The 15,505-nt window shown below is 63.5% G+C and carries 13 protein-coding genes; 6 read left to right on the top strand and 7 right to left on the bottom strand.

The window, feature by feature from the left end; all coding sequences use genetic code 11:
• Positions 1 to 266 precede the first annotated feature (266 nt).
• Complete coding sequence (locus tag XarjCFBP7645_RS04125; RefSeq protein WP_102253402.1) at positions 267 to 866, bottom strand: alpha-ketoglutarate-dependent dioxygenase AlkB family protein; 600 nt, start codon at positions 864 to 866, stop codon at positions 267 to 269.
• Between the two features lie 127 nt (positions 867 to 993).
• Here XarjCFBP7645_RS04125 and XarjCFBP7645_RS04130 point away from each other — a divergent pair, with 127 nt between their 5' ends.
• Both XarjCFBP7645_RS04130 and XarjCFBP7645_RS04135 read left to right on the top strand, forming a co-directional pair.
• Positions 994 to 2,643 carry an electron transfer flavoprotein-ubiquinone oxidoreductase gene (locus tag XarjCFBP7645_RS04130; protein WP_016903954.1) on the top strand — a complete coding sequence of 550 codons (1,650 nt, stop codon included), beginning with the start codon at positions 994 to 996 and terminating at the stop codon, positions 2,641 to 2,643.
• A gap of 109 nt (positions 2,644 to 2,752) precedes the next feature.
• Positions 2,753 to 5,488 (top strand): rhamnan synthesis F family protein, encoded by a 2,736-nt coding sequence (locus tag XarjCFBP7645_RS04135; RefSeq protein WP_258079517.1) that lies wholly within the window; start codon positions 2,753 to 2,755, stop codon positions 5,486 to 5,488.
• A 23-nt stretch (positions 5,489 to 5,511) separates the two neighbouring features.
• On the opposite strand, the gene XarjCFBP7645_RS04140 is transcribed toward XarjCFBP7645_RS04135, so the two are convergent.
• Positions 5,512 to 6,150: a CoA transferase subunit B gene (locus tag XarjCFBP7645_RS04140; RefSeq protein WP_104536324.1), complete on the bottom strand. Its 639-nt coding sequence runs from the start codon at positions 6,148 to 6,150 to the stop codon at positions 5,512 to 5,514.
• Positions 6,150 to 6,881: a CoA transferase subunit A gene (locus tag XarjCFBP7645_RS04145; protein ID WP_104536325.1), complete on the bottom strand. Its 732-nt coding sequence runs from the start codon at positions 6,879 to 6,881 to the stop codon at positions 6,150 to 6,152. The genes XarjCFBP7645_RS04140 and XarjCFBP7645_RS04145 overlap by 1 nt, the downstream gene beginning before the upstream one ends.
• 134 nt (positions 6,882 to 7,015) lie before the next feature.
• Here XarjCFBP7645_RS04145 and XarjCFBP7645_RS04150 point away from each other — a divergent pair, with 134 nt between their 5' ends.
• Both XarjCFBP7645_RS04150 and XarjCFBP7645_RS04155 read left to right on the top strand, forming a co-directional pair.
• Positions 7,016 to 8,362 carry a phosphomannomutase/phosphoglucomutase gene (locus tag XarjCFBP7645_RS04150; protein WP_024938344.1) on the top strand — a complete coding sequence of 449 codons (1,347 nt, stop codon included), beginning with the start codon at positions 7,016 to 7,018 and terminating at the stop codon, positions 8,360 to 8,362.
• A 45-nt stretch (positions 8,363 to 8,407) separates the two neighbouring features.
• The gene (locus XarjCFBP7645_RS04155; protein ID WP_104536326.1) at positions 8,408 to 9,811 is read left to right on the top strand and encodes a mannose-1-phosphate guanylyltransferase/mannose-6-phosphate isomerase; all 1,404 of its coding nucleotides are present in this window, start codon (positions 8,408 to 8,410) and stop codon (positions 9,809 to 9,811) included.
• 115 nt (positions 9,812 to 9,926) lie between these two features.
• Here XarjCFBP7645_RS04155 and rfbD read toward each other — a convergent pair whose 3' ends face one another.
• The 4 genes from rfbD to rfbB all read right to left on the bottom strand — a co-directional run bounded on the left by rfbD (position 9,927) and on the right by rfbB (position 13,391).
• Complete coding sequence (gene rfbD / locus XarjCFBP7645_RS04160; RefSeq protein ID WP_104536327.1) at positions 9,927 to 10,835, bottom strand: dTDP-4-dehydrorhamnose reductase; 909 nt, start codon at positions 10,833 to 10,835, stop codon at positions 9,927 to 9,929.
• Entirely contained in the window at positions 10,832 to 11,389 is a 558-nt protein-coding gene (rfbC, locus tag XarjCFBP7645_RS04165; RefSeq protein WP_104536328.1) for a dTDP-4-dehydrorhamnose 3,5-epimerase, read from the bottom strand. Before rfbC ends, rfbD begins: the two co-directional genes overlap by 4 nt.
• Positions 11,386 to 12,273, bottom strand: a complete 888-nt coding sequence (rfbA, locus tag XarjCFBP7645_RS04170) for a glucose-1-phosphate thymidylyltransferase RfbA (protein WP_104536329.1) — start codon at positions 12,271 to 12,273, stop codon at positions 11,386 to 11,388. The genes rfbC and rfbA overlap by 4 nt, the downstream gene beginning before the upstream one ends.
• A 62-nt stretch (positions 12,274 to 12,335) precedes the next feature.
• Complete coding sequence (rfbB, locus tag XarjCFBP7645_RS04175; RefSeq protein ID WP_104536330.1) at positions 12,336 to 13,391, bottom strand: dTDP-glucose 4,6-dehydratase; 1,056 nt, start codon at positions 13,389 to 13,391, stop codon at positions 12,336 to 12,338.
• A gap of 229 nt (positions 13,392 to 13,620) precedes the next feature.
• On the opposite strand from rfbB, the gene XarjCFBP7645_RS04180 reads away from it, so the two are divergent.
• Entirely contained in the window at positions 13,621 to 14,367 is a 747-nt protein-coding gene (locus XarjCFBP7645_RS04180) for an electron transfer flavoprotein subunit beta/FixA family protein (protein ID WP_104536331.1), read from the top strand.
• Positions 14,367 to 15,311, top strand: coding sequence for an electron transfer flavoprotein subunit alpha/FixB family protein (locus XarjCFBP7645_RS04185; RefSeq protein WP_047129352.1), 945 nt, complete (start codon positions 14,367 to 14,369; stop codon positions 15,309 to 15,311). Before XarjCFBP7645_RS04180 ends, XarjCFBP7645_RS04185 begins: the two co-directional genes overlap by 1 nt.
• Positions 15,312 to 15,505 lie beyond the last annotated feature (194 nt).

Below are 15,505 nucleotides of genomic sequence, written 5' to 3' on the forward strand. Positions count from 1 at the left end.
GGTCGGTGTGCATGGCTTTCAACAAAGCAGCCAGCAAACTGTCTGGTGCGGTGTCCTCACCGATTGCGGGACCGTGTGGCGGCATGGATGCCGCCACCGAGCCCCCAGGGACGGGTTCACGGCGTGTCCCGCGAGCGGTGAGGGCACCGCGCCCTCGACCCACTCAGCGTTTGACTCGGACTGCTGACTGCATCCAGCAAGATGTGGACAACAAAACCACTGCACTCACCGCCAGCCAAGCGCTCGCTACGCTTCATTAGCCGCTCTTATGGCTGGGACACGCGCGGCGCAATCTGACGAAAGGTCAGATTGATGCGCTCGCCGATGGGCTTTGCGGTACGCGGCAATGCATGCTTGTAGTGGCGCTGGGTATCGCCTGCCATCAGCAGCAGATCGCCGTGCCCCAATTCCAGCGTCTGCTTCAACGCAGCATCGTCGCGATGCTTGAATGCAAAGCGCCGCGTCGCGCCCAGGCTTACCGAGGCGATCAATGGTCTCGCCCCCAACTCCGGTTCGTCGTCGCTATGCCAGCCCATCGCATCGTTGCCGCTGCGGTAACGGTTGGCCAGCACGCTGTTGAACGGCGCCCCGGTTTCGGCCTGCAGGCGTGCGCGTAGAGGTTGCAATACCTCAAGCCACGGCTGCGGCGCGAACTGCGTGCCCGAGTAGCGATAGCTGGCGTCCGGATCGCCCATCCAGCTGCTCAGACGCGGCGAATCCACCGTCCGCCCGAACATGCGGATACGGTGTACTTCCCATTGCACCTGCGTCAGCAGCGCCTGCAGCAGCGCATCGGCCTGCGCGCGCGGCAACCAGCCGCGACACCAGGCGATCTCCGCTTGCGGCAACGCCACCCGAATCTTCATGCATCAAACGCTAGCACGCGCCCGCTGAGTGGAGGCTGCGCGGCGCGGATGAATCGATCCGATTTGCCGCCGTCACATCGAATCCCGGAAAATGCGCAGCAGCCATCGAGCCAACGGGAGCGGAGCAATGTCGGAAGCAGGAGTCGGCGCAAATGCGCCAGAGACGGTCGAGCGCGACGTGATGGAGTACGACGTCGTCACCGTCGGCGCTGGTCCGGCAGGGCTGGCCTTTGCGATCCGGCTCAAGCAGCTCGATCCGGCCATCAGCGTCTGTGTGATCGAAAAATCCAGCACCATCGGTGCGCATATCCTGTCCGGCGCGGTGATCGAGCCGGGTCCGCTGGATGCCTTGCTGCCGGGCTGGCGCGACAACCCGCCGCCGATCTGCGTGGCCGCCACCGACGACGAATTCTGGTTTCTTGGCAAGGACAGCGCGCGCAAGTTCCCGGTGGTGCCGCCAGGCATGCGCAACCACGGCAACTTCATCGTCAGCCTGGGCGCAATGTGCGCCTGGCTGGCGCCGCAGGCCGAAGCCCTGGGGGTGGAGATCTACCCCGGCTTTGCCGCCGCCGAAACGCTGCACGACGACAACGACCAGGTCATCGGCGTGCGCATCGGCGACATGGGCGTGGCCAAGGACGGTTCGCACAAGCCCGGTTACACCGCCGGCATCGACATCCGTGCCAAGGTCACCGTGCTGGCCGAAGGCGCGCGCGGGCATCTGACCAAGCGCCTGCTCAAACGCTTCGACCTCACCGCCGATGCCGACCCGCAGGGCTATTCGATCGGCATCAAGGAGCTGTGGCAGGTACCGGAAGGGCGCGTCAGTCCCGGCAAGATCGTGCACACACTGGGCTGGCCGGCCGACAACCGCACCTACGGCGGCAGCTTCCTGTATCACCTGGACAACAACCAGATCGCGCTCGGTTACGTGAGCGGGCTGGACTACAGCGACCCGAAGTACCAGCCGTGGGAAGCCTTCCAGCAATGGAAGAACCACGCGCTGATCAAGCCATTGCTGGAAGGCGGCAGCATCCTCTCGGCCGGCGCGCGCGCCATCGTCACCGGCGGCTGGCAGTCGCTGCCGAAGGTGGAAATGCCCGGTGCCCTGCTGATCGGCGACACCGCCGGCCTGCTCAACGTGCCCAAGATCAAGGGCACCCATCAGGCGATCCGCAGCGGCATGCTGGCCGCCGAACATCTGGTGCAATCGCAGCTGGCGCCGCAAGGCTTCGACGCGAAACTGCGCGCGTCCGATGCGATGGCCGAGTTGAAGCAGGTGCGCAACATCAAACCCGGTTTCAAGAAGGGCCTGTGGTTCGGCCTGCTCAATGCCGCCTGGGAAACCGCGCTCAAGGGCGCCTCGCCATGGACGCTGAAGAACAAACCCGACTGGTCGGCATTGCACAAGATCGGCGATTACGAGCAACCCAACCGCGACTACGGCACGCGCGAGCTCGCCCCGCGCGACCGCCTTCAGGCGGTCTACTTCGCTGCCACCGAGCACGACGAAGACCAGCCCGTGCATCTGAAGGTGCTCGACACCGACGTCTGCGCCACTCGCTGCGTACAGGAGTACGACAACCCCTGCACCCGCTTCTGCCCGGCCAACGTCTACGAAATGGTCGCAGACACCGGCAGCCCCTCCGGCAAGCGCCTGCAGATCAACGCCGCCAACTGCGTGCACTGCAAGACCTGCGACATCAAGGACCCGTACGAGATCATCACCTGGGTTACCCCGGAGGGTGGTTCGGGCCCGAACTACCAGAATCTGTGAGTAGCCAGTGGCGTACCGCGTGACCGGCAGTCTTTCCAAACTCATGGCTGCGGCGCGTCGCTCGGTAGAACTCCATGGCGGCGGTTTCTCCGGCGCAACCGCAGTCGCAATACGGGCACTCAAGCTGATACGCGCCTTGGGAATTCGTGGCCTGGTGGGGCGGTTACAGCTAGCCGGGCGCGCACGCCCGGCGGTTCATCGCCTGCCTGACCAACACCCATTCCCCGCGCCTGCTCCCCTGTCGCAGCTGCAGCTCAAGATTGGCGTGATGCTGCACGTCTTCTACCCCGACCTGATCGACGAATTCGCGCAGTCGCTCCAGCACATGCCGGTGGGTTATGACCTGCTGGTATCGGTGATGGATGACACAGCCGCAGCTCAGGCGCGCGAGCGCTTTTCAAAGCTGCCGCAGGTCGAGAAGCTCGAGATACGCGTCGTGCCCAATCGCGGCCGTGACATCGCACCGCTCTTGGTGACGTTTCGCGAGCAGATCCTGGCATTGGATGTTGTCGGCCATCTGCATACGAAAAAATCGCTGTATACCGGCAGCGAACAAGGCGAGTGGCGTCGCTACCTGGTGTCATCCCTGATGGGGAGCCCGGAGCGTATCGCCTGGCAACTGGGGATGTTTCAGGCCGAGCCGCGGCTTGGCATGCTTTATCCCGAAAGTTACGAACGGGTGCTGCTGTGGGCGCATACCTGGCTCAGCAATTTCAGCGCCTGTCGCACACTTGCCCAGCGACTTGGATTCGACATCAGCCCCTCGGAGTACATCGATTTTCCTGCCGGATCGATGTTCTGGGCGAAGGTGGATGCACTGCGGCCGTTGTACGCACTGAATCTGGAACTCAAGGACTTCCCCGAAGAGCACGGGCAGATCGACGGCACCCTGCACCACGCAGTGGAACGCTTGTTCGTCGCTGTGGTGCGCCATCAGCGGTATCGCATCGGCATCCTGCCGCAAGACGGGACGCTGTCACTCAGCGACGAGGGTGGACGCAACTGGCAGGCGTCGCTCGAGACGCCGATCGCCACACGATTGACACTGTCGTCCCTGCAGGCTCGACTAGTGTCGCTGGATATCTTCGACACCTTGGTGGTGAGGCCGTTCCTGTTTCCGGCCGGTGCCCGCGCCTTTCTTGCCCACCTGATAGCACGCCAATTCGGGGTCGGAAATTTTCTCGAACTACGCGAACTTGCCGAGTCAAAAGCGCGCTATCAACGTGGCGCCGATGTCGATCTATCGGGTATCTACGCCACACTGGCTGGCCTGCCCGATGCGAAGGGACTTCCGATCGATGCCCTCCAGGCACTGGAAGTGGCCTTGGAAGCCAGATTGCTGCGACCACGCCGGGGCGTGATCGCAGCAGCGACGCAAGTAAAACAACGTGGCATCCGCCTGGTTGCGCTTTCGGACATGTATCTGGATAGCGCATTGCTGCGGCAGGTCCTGCCACCAGAAGTCAGCGCACTGCCGGCTGCCTGGTATGTGTCTTGCGAGACGGGGTGGCGCAAGGATGCCGACAGTGCCTGGAAGGAGCTGCCAGCCATCGAAAAAATCGATGCATCGCGGTGGCTGCATGTCGGCGACAACGAACACGCAGATGTCCAGCGTCCACAGATGCACAAGCTGTTGACACCGGTGCATGTGCTTCGGCCATCCGCACTGCTGGAGGTGATTCCTGCATTGCGCCCGCTTCGACCCTCTTCGGGTGCGGCAACCCGGTGGCAGGACCAGTTGTGGCTTGGCCTGCTGGCCAATCGGTTCGCCGACCTTGCCGACCGATATCCGGAAACGTTGATGCCCTTGCCGATTCTTTCACCGGCCTGTCTGGGCTATGTGGTGATCGGCCCGCTGATCTTCGATTATCTCGCCTGGCTGATCCGCACGGCGAAGCAACGCAATATCGAAACGATCTTGTTCCTGAGCCGGGAAGGCCACCTGCTGGAGCAGGGATTTCAGCTGATAAGGCAGACTTCGCCTTCACTGCAGCAGCTGCCTGGCAAGTATCTGCTGGCATCGCGGCGGGGAACCGGAACCCCTTCGCTGCATGCGCCAGATGATCTTGCATTGCTGCTGGACAGCACCTACACCGGGACACTGGGCAACCTGGTACAGGCGCGCCTGGGAGAGGCTGCAGCACATATTCTGGAACGTCGCCTGGGCCGCTCGGTCATGCAACGCGATGTCTACCTGCCGGAGATGCATGCCGAGCTGCTGGAACTGATTGCCCCGGCGATCAACGAACTGCTGGCGCTTGCCGAAACTGAAAGGACGGCCTACCTGCATTACTGGAGAGCGACTGCAGGTGACGGTACCGCCATGGTGGCCGACATAGGTTATTCCGGCACCATCCAGGCCAACCTCACAAGATTGACCGGACAGCCGCTGGGTGGCGCTTATTTTGCATTAAACGGGCGCGCCACAAAGATTACTGCGCAGAGCTGGGCAGCCGCTCGCTATTTCGATGGCCGTACCGAGAGCGACCCGGAGCAGTCAGCGATCCTGCGCCACGATCTGCTCTTGGAAACACTGCTCACCGCTCCTTCGCCGCAATTTTCCTGCTTCACAGCCAGCAACGACGTTCCGACTGCGGTCTACGCCCATCCGGAACTGTCGACAGCGCAATGGGCGACGATCGCGCAGGTGCACGAAGGTGCGTTGGCATTCATTGCAGACGTCTGCCAGGTTGCGCAGGACCAAAGCTACCTGCTGGACTTCGACCGAACCTCGGTCCAGATCCCGCTGCAATGCATCGGTTCCGGACGCTGGCAGGCGCCGTGGCTGGCGGATCTGCAACTGGACGACCGTTTCACCGGACGCGGCGTGGTGCGGGCCGGATGACCTGACGGCCGCCCGGCCTCGCCTTACGATTGAGGCGTCAGAATTGTCACACCGGTCTTCTGGCGCAATTCCTCCAGCGCCACTCCCTCGGCCGCCTCCACCAGCACCAACCCGCCATCGGTGACGTCGAATACCGCCAAGTCGGTGATGATGCGATCGACCACGCCGACGCCAGTCAATGGCAGGTCGCATTCGCGCAGGATCTTGTGGCTGCCGTCCTTGGCGACATGTTCCATCAGCACGACAACACGCTTGACGCCAGCCACCAGGTCCATCGCGCCACCCATGCCCTTGACCATCTTGCCGGGTACCATCCAGTTAGCCAGGTCGCCGCGCTCGGTGACCTGCATCGCACCGAGAATCGCCAGATCGATGTGCCCGCCACGGATCATCGCAAACGAGTCGTGGCTGCCGAAATAACTGGCGCCGGCACGTGCGGTGACTGTCTGCTTGCCGGCATTGATCAGGTCCGCATCCACCTCGTCTTCGCTGGGAAACGGGCCGATGCCGAGCAGGCCGTTCTCTGATTGCAGCCATACGTCCACGCCATTGGGAATGTGGTTGGCCACCAGCGTCGGCAGGCCGATGCCCAGGTTGACGTAGGCACCATCAGTCAATTCGCGCGCCGCACGTGCGGCCATCTGGTCTCTGGTCCAGGCCATCAGTGCTGTCCTTCGCGCACGGTGCGCTGTTCGATACGTTTTTCCGGGGTGGCGTTGAGCACCAGCCGGTCGACATAGATGCCGGGCAGATGCACCTGGTCCGGATCGATCGCACCCACCTCCACGATCTCCTCGACCTCGGCAACGCAGACGCGACCGGCCATGGCGCAGGCCGGGTTGAAGTTGCGCGCGGTCTTGCGGAACACCAGATTGCCGGCCGTATCCGCACGCCAGGCCTTGACCAGCGCGACGTCGGCCTGCAGCGCGGTTTCCATCACGTACTGCTTGCCGTCGAATTGTCGGGTTTCCTTGCCCTGGGCGACGATGGTGCCGTAACCGGTTGCGGTATAGAACGCGGGAATCCCCGCACCGCCCGCGCGCAGGCGTTCGGCCAGCGTGCCTTGCGGGTTGAACTCCAGCTCCAGTTCGCCGGCCAGGTACTGCCGCTCGAATTCCTTGTTCTCGCCCACGTAGGACGAAATCATCTTGCGGATCTGCCGGGTGGCCAATAATTGACCCAGCCCGAATCCATCGACGCCTGCGTTGTTGGAGATCACGGTCAATCCGCCGACCCCGCTCGCACGCACTACCGCGATCAGCGATTCCGGGATTCCACACAGCCCAAAGCCGCCGACCGCCAGGGTCTGGCCATCGGCCAGCACCCCATCCAGCGCCGCCCCGGCATCGGCATAGCGTTTGCCGCTTGCCGCACCACGTCCACCATTGCTCATCACCGCCCTCGCCTCGCTGATGTGAAGCGGCCATTCTAGCCGCTGACTGTTCCCTGTCCCCGATCGCAATTCCGCCACACCCAAGACACAGCACAGCCGCTAAACTCGGAATTCCCCCATCCCAGGAATTGCCCATGACGCTACCCGCCTTCAAGGCCTACGACATCCGCGGCCGCGTGCCGGATGAACTCAACGAGGACTTGGCGCGCCGCATCGGCGTGGCATTGGCGGCGCAGCTGGAGCAAGGGCCCGTGGTCCTGGGCCACGACGTGCGCCTGGCCAGCCCTGGCCTGCAGGAGGCGCTCTCGGCCGGCCTGCGCGCAAGCGGCCGCGAAGTGATCGACATCGGCCTGTGCGGCACCGAGGAGGTCTATTTCCAGACCGATTACCTCAAGGCGGCCGGCGGCGTGATGGTCACCGCCAGCCATAACCCGATGGACTACAACGGCATGAAGCTGGTCCGCGAGCAGGCGCGACCGATCAGCTCCGACACCGGCCTGTTCGCGATCCGCGACACCGTCGCTGCCGATACCGCCGCACCCGGCGAGCCAACCGCAAGCGAGCAGAGCCGCACCGACAAGACCGCCTACCTGGAGCATCTGCTCAGCTACGTGGACCGCAGCACGCTCAAGCCGCTCAAGCTGGTGGTCAACGCCGGCAACGGCGGCGCCGGCCTGATCGTCGACCTGCTTGCACCGCAGCTGCCGTTCGAGTTCATCCGCGTCTTCCACGAACCCGATGGCAACTTTCCCAACGGCATCCCCAACCCGCTGCTGCCGGAAAACCGCGACGCCACCGCCAGGGCGGTCAAGGAGCATGGCGCCGACTTCGGTATCGCCTGGGACGGCGACTTCGATCGCTGCTTCTTCTTTGATCACACCGGCCGCTTCATCGAAGGTTATTACCTGGTCGGCCTGCTGGCCCAGGCGATCCTGGCCAAGCAGCCCGGTGGCAAGGTCGTGCACGACCCGCGCCTGACCTGGAACACCGTCGAGATGGTCGAGGACGCCGGCGGCATCCCGGTGCTTTGCAAGAGCGGCCATGCCTTCATCAAGGAAAAGATGCGCAGCGAAAACGCCGTGTATGGCGGCGAGATGAGCGCGCACCACTATTTCCGCGAGTTCGCCTATGCCGACTCCGGCATGATCCCGTGGTTGTTGATCGCCGAGCTGGTGTCGCAGTCGGGTCGTTCGCTGGCGGATCTGGTCGAGGCGCGCATGCAGAAATTCCCCTGCAGCGGCGAGATCAACTTCAAGGTGGACGATGCCAAGGCAGCGGTTGCCCGCGTAATGGATCACTACGGCGATCAGTCGCCGGAGCTGGACTATACCGACGGCATCAGTGCCGACTTCGGCCAATGGCGCTTCAACCTGCGCAGCTCCAACACCGAGCCGCTGCTGCGTCTGAACGTGGAAACACGCGGCGATGCCGCCCTGCTGGAAACGCGTACGCAGGAAATTTCCAACCTGCTGCGCGGCTGATTTAACATCTTCCCCCACTTTGACGCATTGGAGTTTCCCCCGCTCATGAGCGACGTCCTTCCGATCATCCTGTCCGGCGGTTCCGGCACGCGCCTGTGGCCGTTGTCGCGCGAATCGTATCCCAAGCAGTTCCTGCCGCTGGTCGGCGAGCACAGCATGCTGCAGGCCACCTGGCTGCGTTCCGCTCCGGTGGCGGCGCATGCCCCCATCGTGGTGGCCAACGAGGAACACCGCTTCATGGCCGCCGAGCAGTTGCAGCAGTTGGGTGTCAAGCCATCTGCCATCCTGCTCGAGCCCAAGGGACGTAACACCGCCCCGGCGATTGCTGTAGCCGCCCTGGAAGCCACCCGCAATGGCGACGATCCGCTGTTGCTGGTGCTGCCGTCGGATCACGTGATTCGTGACGAGGCCGCCTTCCAGGCTGCCGTGACCGTTGCGGCAGCTGCCGCAGCGCAGGGCAAGCTGGTCACCTTCGGCATCAAGCCCACCGCGCCCGAAACCGGCTACGGCTACATCAAGGCCGGTGCCGGCACCGGCGCCACCGCAGTCGAGCGCTTCGTCGAAAAGCCCGACCTGGCCACCGCGCAAGGCTATCTGGCCAGCGGCGAGTACTACTGGAACAGCGGCATGTTCCTGTTCCGTGCCTCGCGCTATCTGGAAGAATTGCGCAAGTTCCAGCCTGCCATCGCTGATGCGTGCCAGAAGGCGTGGGAAGGCGGCAAGCGCGACGCCGACTTCACCCGTCTGGACAAGGACGCGTTCGCCTCCAGCCCGTCGGATTCGATCGACTATGCGGTGATGGAAAAGACTGCCGATGCAGTGGTAGTGCCGTTGGATGCCGGCTGGAACGATGTCGGTTCGTGGTCGTCGCTGCTGGACGTCTCCGAGCAGGACGGCCAGGGTAATGCGCACCACGGCGATGTGATCCAGCTGGACTGCAAGAACACCTATGCGTATGGCTCGCGCCTGATCGCCATGGTCGGTCTTGAAGACGTGGTTGTAGTGGAAACGCCAGACGCCGTTCTGGTGGGTCACCGCGATCGCATCCAGGAAGTGAAGGATGTGGTCGGCCGGATCAAGGCCGACGGTCGCTCCGAGGCGACCTGGCATCGCAAGGTCTATCGCCCGTGGGGTGCTTACGATTCGATCGACATGGGTCACCGTCACCAGGTCAAGCGCATCACCGTCAAGCCCGGCGCCGTGCTCAGCCTACAGATGCATCACCACCGCGCTGAACACTGGATCGTCGTCAGCGGCACCGCAGAAGTCACGCGTGGCGAAGAGGTGCTGCTGCTCACCGAGAACCAGAGTACCTATATTCCGCTTGGTGTGACCCATCGCCTACGCAATCCGGGCAAATTGCCGCTGGAACTGATCGAAGTGCAGTCCGGCAGCTACCTGGGCGAAGACGACATCGTGCGTTTCGAAGATACCTACGGGCGCGCCTGATCGGTCGCTTGCAGGTCCTTCCGACGTATCAGCAAACAGCCGGGGATTCCCGGCTGTTTGTTTTTGCGGCTCGTATTGATCAGCGGACCTATCGCCACCGACCAGAGTTGCGGATTTACTCTCTGGCAGCGGCGATTTCGGCAATCACGCGCTGCAGGCCGAGCTGCCAGTCCGGCAACACGATGTCGAAATCGCGCTGCAGTTTGTCGATCGACAGCCGCGAGTACGCCGGCCGCTTTGCGGGCGTCGGATAGTCGGCTGTCGTGATCGGCACCACGCGCGGCGCGCGCAACAGCAAGCCTGCGCTGACAGCTTGCTGGAAGATCGCCTCGGCAAAACCATGCCAGCTGGTCTGCCCTGCAGCCGTGAGGTGCCAGGTACCCGACGTGTCGGGTGTGCGTTGGCGCAGCAACTGCGCAGTGACATCGGCAATCAGGGCGGCGGGTGTCGGTGTTCCGACCTGATCGGCCACCACACGCAGCTCATCGCGCTCGGCACCGACACGCAACATGGTGCGCAGGAAATTTGCGCCGTGCGAGGCGTACACCCATGCCGTGCGCAGGATCAGATGCTGCGCACCCGAAGCACGGATCGCCTCCTCGCCAGCAAGCTTGGTCTCGCCATACACGCCCAGCGGCGAGGTTTGCGCATCCTCCGGATACGGCGCGGCGCCCTGACCGTCGAAGACGTAGTCGGTCGAGTAGTGCACCAGCGGAACGTTGCGGGATGCACACCATGCGGCGATGACGCCGGGCGAGATGGCATTTGCGCGCATGGCGCTATCTCGCTCCTGTTCGGCGCGATCCACTGCGGTGTAGGCGGCCGCATTGACCACGCGCGACGGGCCGACCCGGTCCAACAAGGCGGCCAGCATTTCCGGCGCGTCGAAATCCGCCGTCTCGCACGCACTTCCATCAGCCAACCGGCCGCTGCGCGTCGTTGGCCATACTGCGTCATCGGCTGCCAGTGCGCGCAGCAGTTCCGTCCCGACCTGCCCATTGGCACCAAACAACACCGTGGTCACGGCATGTACACCGGCAGTCGATCGACTGGCACCTCATCAAGGAACGGCGCTTTGGCATCCTTGGCGGACAACACTGGATCGCTGATCGGCCAATCGATCCCGATCGCCGCATCGTTCCAACGCACGCCTGCATCTGCTTCCTTGACGTAAATGTCGGTGCACAGATAGCTGAATAATGCTTTCTCTGAAAGCACGGCAAAGCCATGTGCAAAGCCTTCAGGTATCCAGACCTGGCGTCGGTTTTCTGCGCTCAGTAAAACGGCGGTCCAACGCCCGAAGTGGGGAGATCCGGCGCGGATATCCACCGCGACGTCATACACCTCGCCTTCGAGCACGCTTACCAGCTTACCCTGTGGCCGGGGCCACTGGTAATGCAAACCGCGCAGCACGCCCCTGGCGGACGTGGAGACGTTGCTTTGTACAAAGCTTGTCGGCAGGCCATGCTGCCCGAAGCGCTCTGCATTCCATGTTTCGAAGAAATAGCCGCGCGCATCGCCGAAGACCGCAGGCTCGATGACGACGCAGCCGGGCAACGTCGTTTCGATCACTTTCAATGGACGACCCCGCGCTTGGCCAATGCAGTCAGATATTTGCCGTAGTCATTCTTCAACAACGGCGCCGCCAGGCGCTCCAGCTGCTCCGCATCGATCCAGCCCTGACCAAATGCGATTTCTTCAGGGCAGCACACCTGCAGGCCCTGGCGCATCTGGATGGTCTCGATGAAATTGGCCGCTTCGTGCAATGACTGATGCGTACCGGTATCCAGCCATGCATACCCGCGTCCCAGCGGCTCCAGGTGCAGGTTGCCGGCATCGAGATAGCAGCGATTGAGATCGGTGATCTCCAGCTCGCCGCGCGGCGAGGGCTTCAACGCAGCGGCGTAGTCGCTGGCCTTGCCGTCATAGAAATACAAGCCGGTGACCGCGTAGTTGGAACGGGGCTTTTCCGGCTTTTCGGCAATGTCGATGACCTTGCCTTGCTGATCGAATTCGGCAACACCGTAGCGTTCGGGATCGTTGACCCAGTACCCGAAGACGGTTGCACCCTGCTCACGCGCATCGGCGCGGCGCAAGGTATCGGTCAGACCATGCCCGTGGAAGATATTGTCGCCCAACACAAGGCAACTCGGCTTGCCGTCGACGAACTCGCGACCGATCAGATAGGCCTGCGCCAGGCCGTCGGGGCTGGGCTGCACGGCATACTGGATATTGACGCCCCACTGGGAACCATCGCCCAGCAGCGACTGGAACAGCGCCTGCTCGTGCGGCGTGTTGATGATCAGGATGTCGCGGATACCCGCGAGCATCAGCACGCTCAGCGGGTAGTAGATCATCGGCTTGTCGTACACCGGCAACAGCTGCTTGCTGACGCCTTTGGTGATCGGGTACAGGCGCGTGCCGGAGCCGCCCGCCAGAATGATGCCTTTACGTTGTGTCATCAGGGATGTCCTGTTGAGGCCCGCATACGCTTACATGCGCGGGCTCTTGCTAAGGGCTCGCGTTAGGCCGCGGCGCCGATCCGTTCCAGCCGATAGCTGCCATCCAGCACGCCCTGCACCCAGGTCTGGTTGGTCAGGTACCACTCCACCGTCTGCGCGATGCCTTGCTCGAAGGTATACGCCGGCTCCCAACCCAGCTCGCTCTTCAACTTGGAGGCATCGATCGCGTAGCGACGGTCATGTCCGGGGCGATCGGTGACATAGGTGATCTGGCTCGCGCGCGGCTTGCCATCCTCACGCGGGCGGTGCTGATCCAGCAGTGCGCAGATCGCCTGCACGACCTCGATGTTCTGGCGCTCGGAGTTGCCGCCCACGTTGTAGGTCTCGCCGACCTTGCCCTTGGCCAGCACGGTGCGGATCGCCTCGCAGTGGTCGCTGACGAACAACCAGTCGCGCACCTGCTTGCCATCGCCGTACACCGGCAACGGCTCGCCGGCCAGCGCCTTGGCGATCACCAGCGGAATGAGCTTTTCCGGGAAATGGTATGGGCCGTAATTGTTCGAGCAGTTGGTGGTCAGCACCGGCAGCCCGTAGGTGTGGTGGAACGCGCGTACCAGGTGATCCGAGGCCGCCTTGGACGCCGAATACGGAGAATTGGGCGCATACGGCGTGGTCTCGGTGAACTTGCCGGTCTCGCCCAGCGTGCCATAGACCTCGTCGGTGGACACATGCAGGAACCGGAAGGCCTCGCGACGCGCATCCGGCAGCGCCTTCCAGTAGTCGCGCACGGCCTCGAGCAAGGCCAGGGTGCCGACCACGTTGGTCTGGATGAACGCGCCAGGGCCTTCGATCGAGCGATCCACATGGCTTTCGGCGGCGAAGTTCAACACTGCGTCCGGCTGATGTTCCTGCAGCAGACGGGTCACGAGCGCGCCGTCGCCGATGTCGCCCTTGACGAAGACGTGGTCGGCATTGCCTTCCAGCGACGCCAGCGTGTTCAGGTTCCCCGCATAGGTGAGCACATCGAGATTGATCACGCGGATCCCGCGCGCGACTGCCTCAAGAACAAAGTTTCCGCCGATAAAGCCGGCACCGCCGGTTACTAGCCAAGTCGCCACTATCTACCCCTCCTGGTCGCGCGCGCGCGGCGCCGCATTTTCAAACCACACAGGATATACGGTCTGGGCAATACCGGGCCTAAGCATTGCCCAAACAATGCTCGGAAGTGTTGCGTCGCAACATCCATACGCCATCGCATGGTGCGCCTCGCCCGGTTAGAATGACCGCACTCCCGAGCCTGCCACCGCGGCCGGGCCTTCCCGCAACAGCTGAAGGATCTCGTACACGATGAAAATCCTCGTCGCCTACAAGCGCGTGGTGGACTACAACGTCCGCATTCAGGTCAAGCCCGATGGCTCCGGTGTGGTCACCGACGGCGTCAAGCTCTCGCCGAACCCGTTCGACGAAATCGCCCTGGAAGAGGCGTTGCGCCTGCGCGACGCCGGCATCGCCACCGAGGTGGTGGTCGCTACCCTGGCGCCGGCCGATGCTGCGGCGCATCTGCGCAACGGCCTGGCCATGGGCGCCAACCGCGCCATCCACGTGGTCACCGACGCGGCGATCCAGCCGCTGACCGCCGCGCGCACCCTGCTCAAGCTGGTCGAAAAGGAACAGCCGGACCTGGTCATCCTGGGCAAGCAGGCGATCGACGACGACGCCAACCAGACTGGCCAGATGCTGGCCACCCTGTGGGGCCGCCCGCAGGCGACCTTCGCCGGCAAGCTGGTCGTCGCCGATGGCAAGGCCACGGTGACCCGCGAAGTCGATGCCGGCCTGGAGACGCTGGAAGTGGACCTGCCGGCAGTGGTCACCACCGATTTGCGCCTGAACGAGCCGCGCTTCATCAAGTTGCCGGACATCATGAAGGCCAAGAGCAAGCCGCTGGAAACGCTGGCATTTGCCGATCTCGGCGTCGCTGCGCACGATAGCCTGGCTACTACCCATTACGCGCCGCCGTCCAAGCGCAGCCGCGGCGTGATGGTCAAGGACGCCGCCGAGCTGGTGGCCGCACTCAAGCAGAAGGGGTTGCTGTAATGGCCAAGGTTCTCATCGTTGCCGAACATCTCAACGGCCAGCTCAACGCGGCCACCGCCAAGACCCTCAGCGCCGCGCTGGCCGTGTCGGCCGAGTCCATCGACATCGTCGTGCTGGCGGCCGATCCGGCCGCGGTTGCGGCGCAGGCCGCGCAGCTGGCGGGTGTTGCTCGCGTGCTGACAGTGGCAAACGCCGCTAACGAACATGCCATCGCGCAGGTACTGGGGCCGCAGATCGCCCAGCTCGCCGGCCAGGGCTACACCCATGTGTTCGGCCCCTCGACCACGTTCGGCAAGGACCTGATGCCGGTGGTTGCCGCGTTGCTGGGTGTCAACCAGGTCTCCGACCTGATGGCGGTCGAAGATGCCTACACCTTCAAGCGCCCGATCTACGCAGGCAATGCGATCATCACGGTGAAAGCGCCGGCCGACCAGGTCGTGGTCGCCACCGTGCGCAGCGCCTCCTGGCCGGAAGCGGCAGCCGGCGGCAGTGCGACGGTCGAAGCAGTCACCGTCGATGCCGCGCTGCCCACCCATACCCGCTTCGTCGGCTTGGCCGCAGGCAGCTCCGACCGCCCGGACCTGCAGAGCGCCAAGCGCGTGGTCTCCGGCGGCCGCGGCGTCGGCTCGGCCGAGAACTTCCAGCACATCTACAGCCTGGCCGACAAACTCGGCGCCGCCGTGGGTGCCTCGCGCGCCGCCGTGGACGCCGGCTACGTGCCAAACGAACTGCAGGTCGGCCAGACCGGCAAGATCATCGCGCCCGAGCTGTACGTTGCGATCGGCATCAGTGGGGCGATCCAGCATCTGACCGGCATCAAGGACGCCGGCACGATCGTGGCGATCAACAAGGACCCGGAATCGCCGATCTTCGAGATTGCCGATATTGGGTTGGTGGGGGATTTGTTTGCGCTGTTGCCTGAGCTGGAACAGGCTTTGGGCTAACGGCTACGCGCAGGGTTACGACGGCCGCCACAGCGGAAGGTATACTGCGCCGTCAGCGTGGCGGCGGCACTGCTGTCCGCTTTCATGCCTGATGGGGATATGCCACGGTCGGAGCGAGTGTTGCCTGGGACGATCGTATAGTGCCGGCGGCCTTTTAGTTGTCCGGCACTTTGTAAGGACAAAGTCGATAAATG

The sequence above is a fragment of the Xanthomonas arboricola genome, from assembly GCF_002940665.1.
Taxonomy (GTDB): Bacteria; Pseudomonadota; Gammaproteobacteria; order Xanthomonadales; family Xanthomonadaceae; genus Xanthomonas; species Xanthomonas arboricola_B.

Excerpts from the sequence above, each read along its gene's own strand:
- XarjCFBP7645_RS04125 (WP_102253402.1), bottom strand. The coding sequence starts at position 866 with ATGAAGATTCGGGTGGCGTTGCCGCAAGCGGAGATCGCCTGGTGTCGC.
- XarjCFBP7645_RS04130 (WP_016903954.1), top strand. The coding sequence starts at position 994 with ATGTCGGAAGCAGGAGTCGGCGCAAATGCGCCAGAGACGGTCGAGCGC.
- XarjCFBP7645_RS04140 (WP_104536324.1), bottom strand. The coding sequence starts at position 6,150 with ATGGCCTGGACCAGAGACCAGATGGCCGCACGTGCGGCGCGCGAATTG.
- XarjCFBP7645_RS04145 (WP_104536325.1), bottom strand. The coding sequence starts at position 6,881 with ATGAGCAATGGTGGACGTGGTGCGGCAAGCGGCAAACGCTATGCCGAT.
- XarjCFBP7645_RS04150 (WP_024938344.1), top strand. The coding sequence starts at position 7,016 with ATGACGCTACCCGCCTTCAAGGCCTACGACATCCGCGGCCGCGTGCCG.
- XarjCFBP7645_RS04155 (WP_104536326.1), top strand. The coding sequence starts at position 8,408 with ATGAGCGACGTCCTTCCGATCATCCTGTCCGGCGGTTCCGGCACGCGC.
- rfbA (WP_104536329.1), bottom strand. The coding sequence starts at position 12,273 with ATGACACAACGTAAAGGCATCATTCTGGCGGGCGGCTCCGGCACGCGC.
- XarjCFBP7645_RS04180 (WP_104536331.1), top strand. The coding sequence starts at position 13,621 with ATGAAAATCCTCGTCGCCTACAAGCGCGTGGTGGACTACAACGTCCGC.
- XarjCFBP7645_RS04185 (WP_047129352.1), top strand. The coding sequence starts at position 14,367 with ATGGCCAAGGTTCTCATCGTTGCCGAACATCTCAACGGCCAGCTCAAC.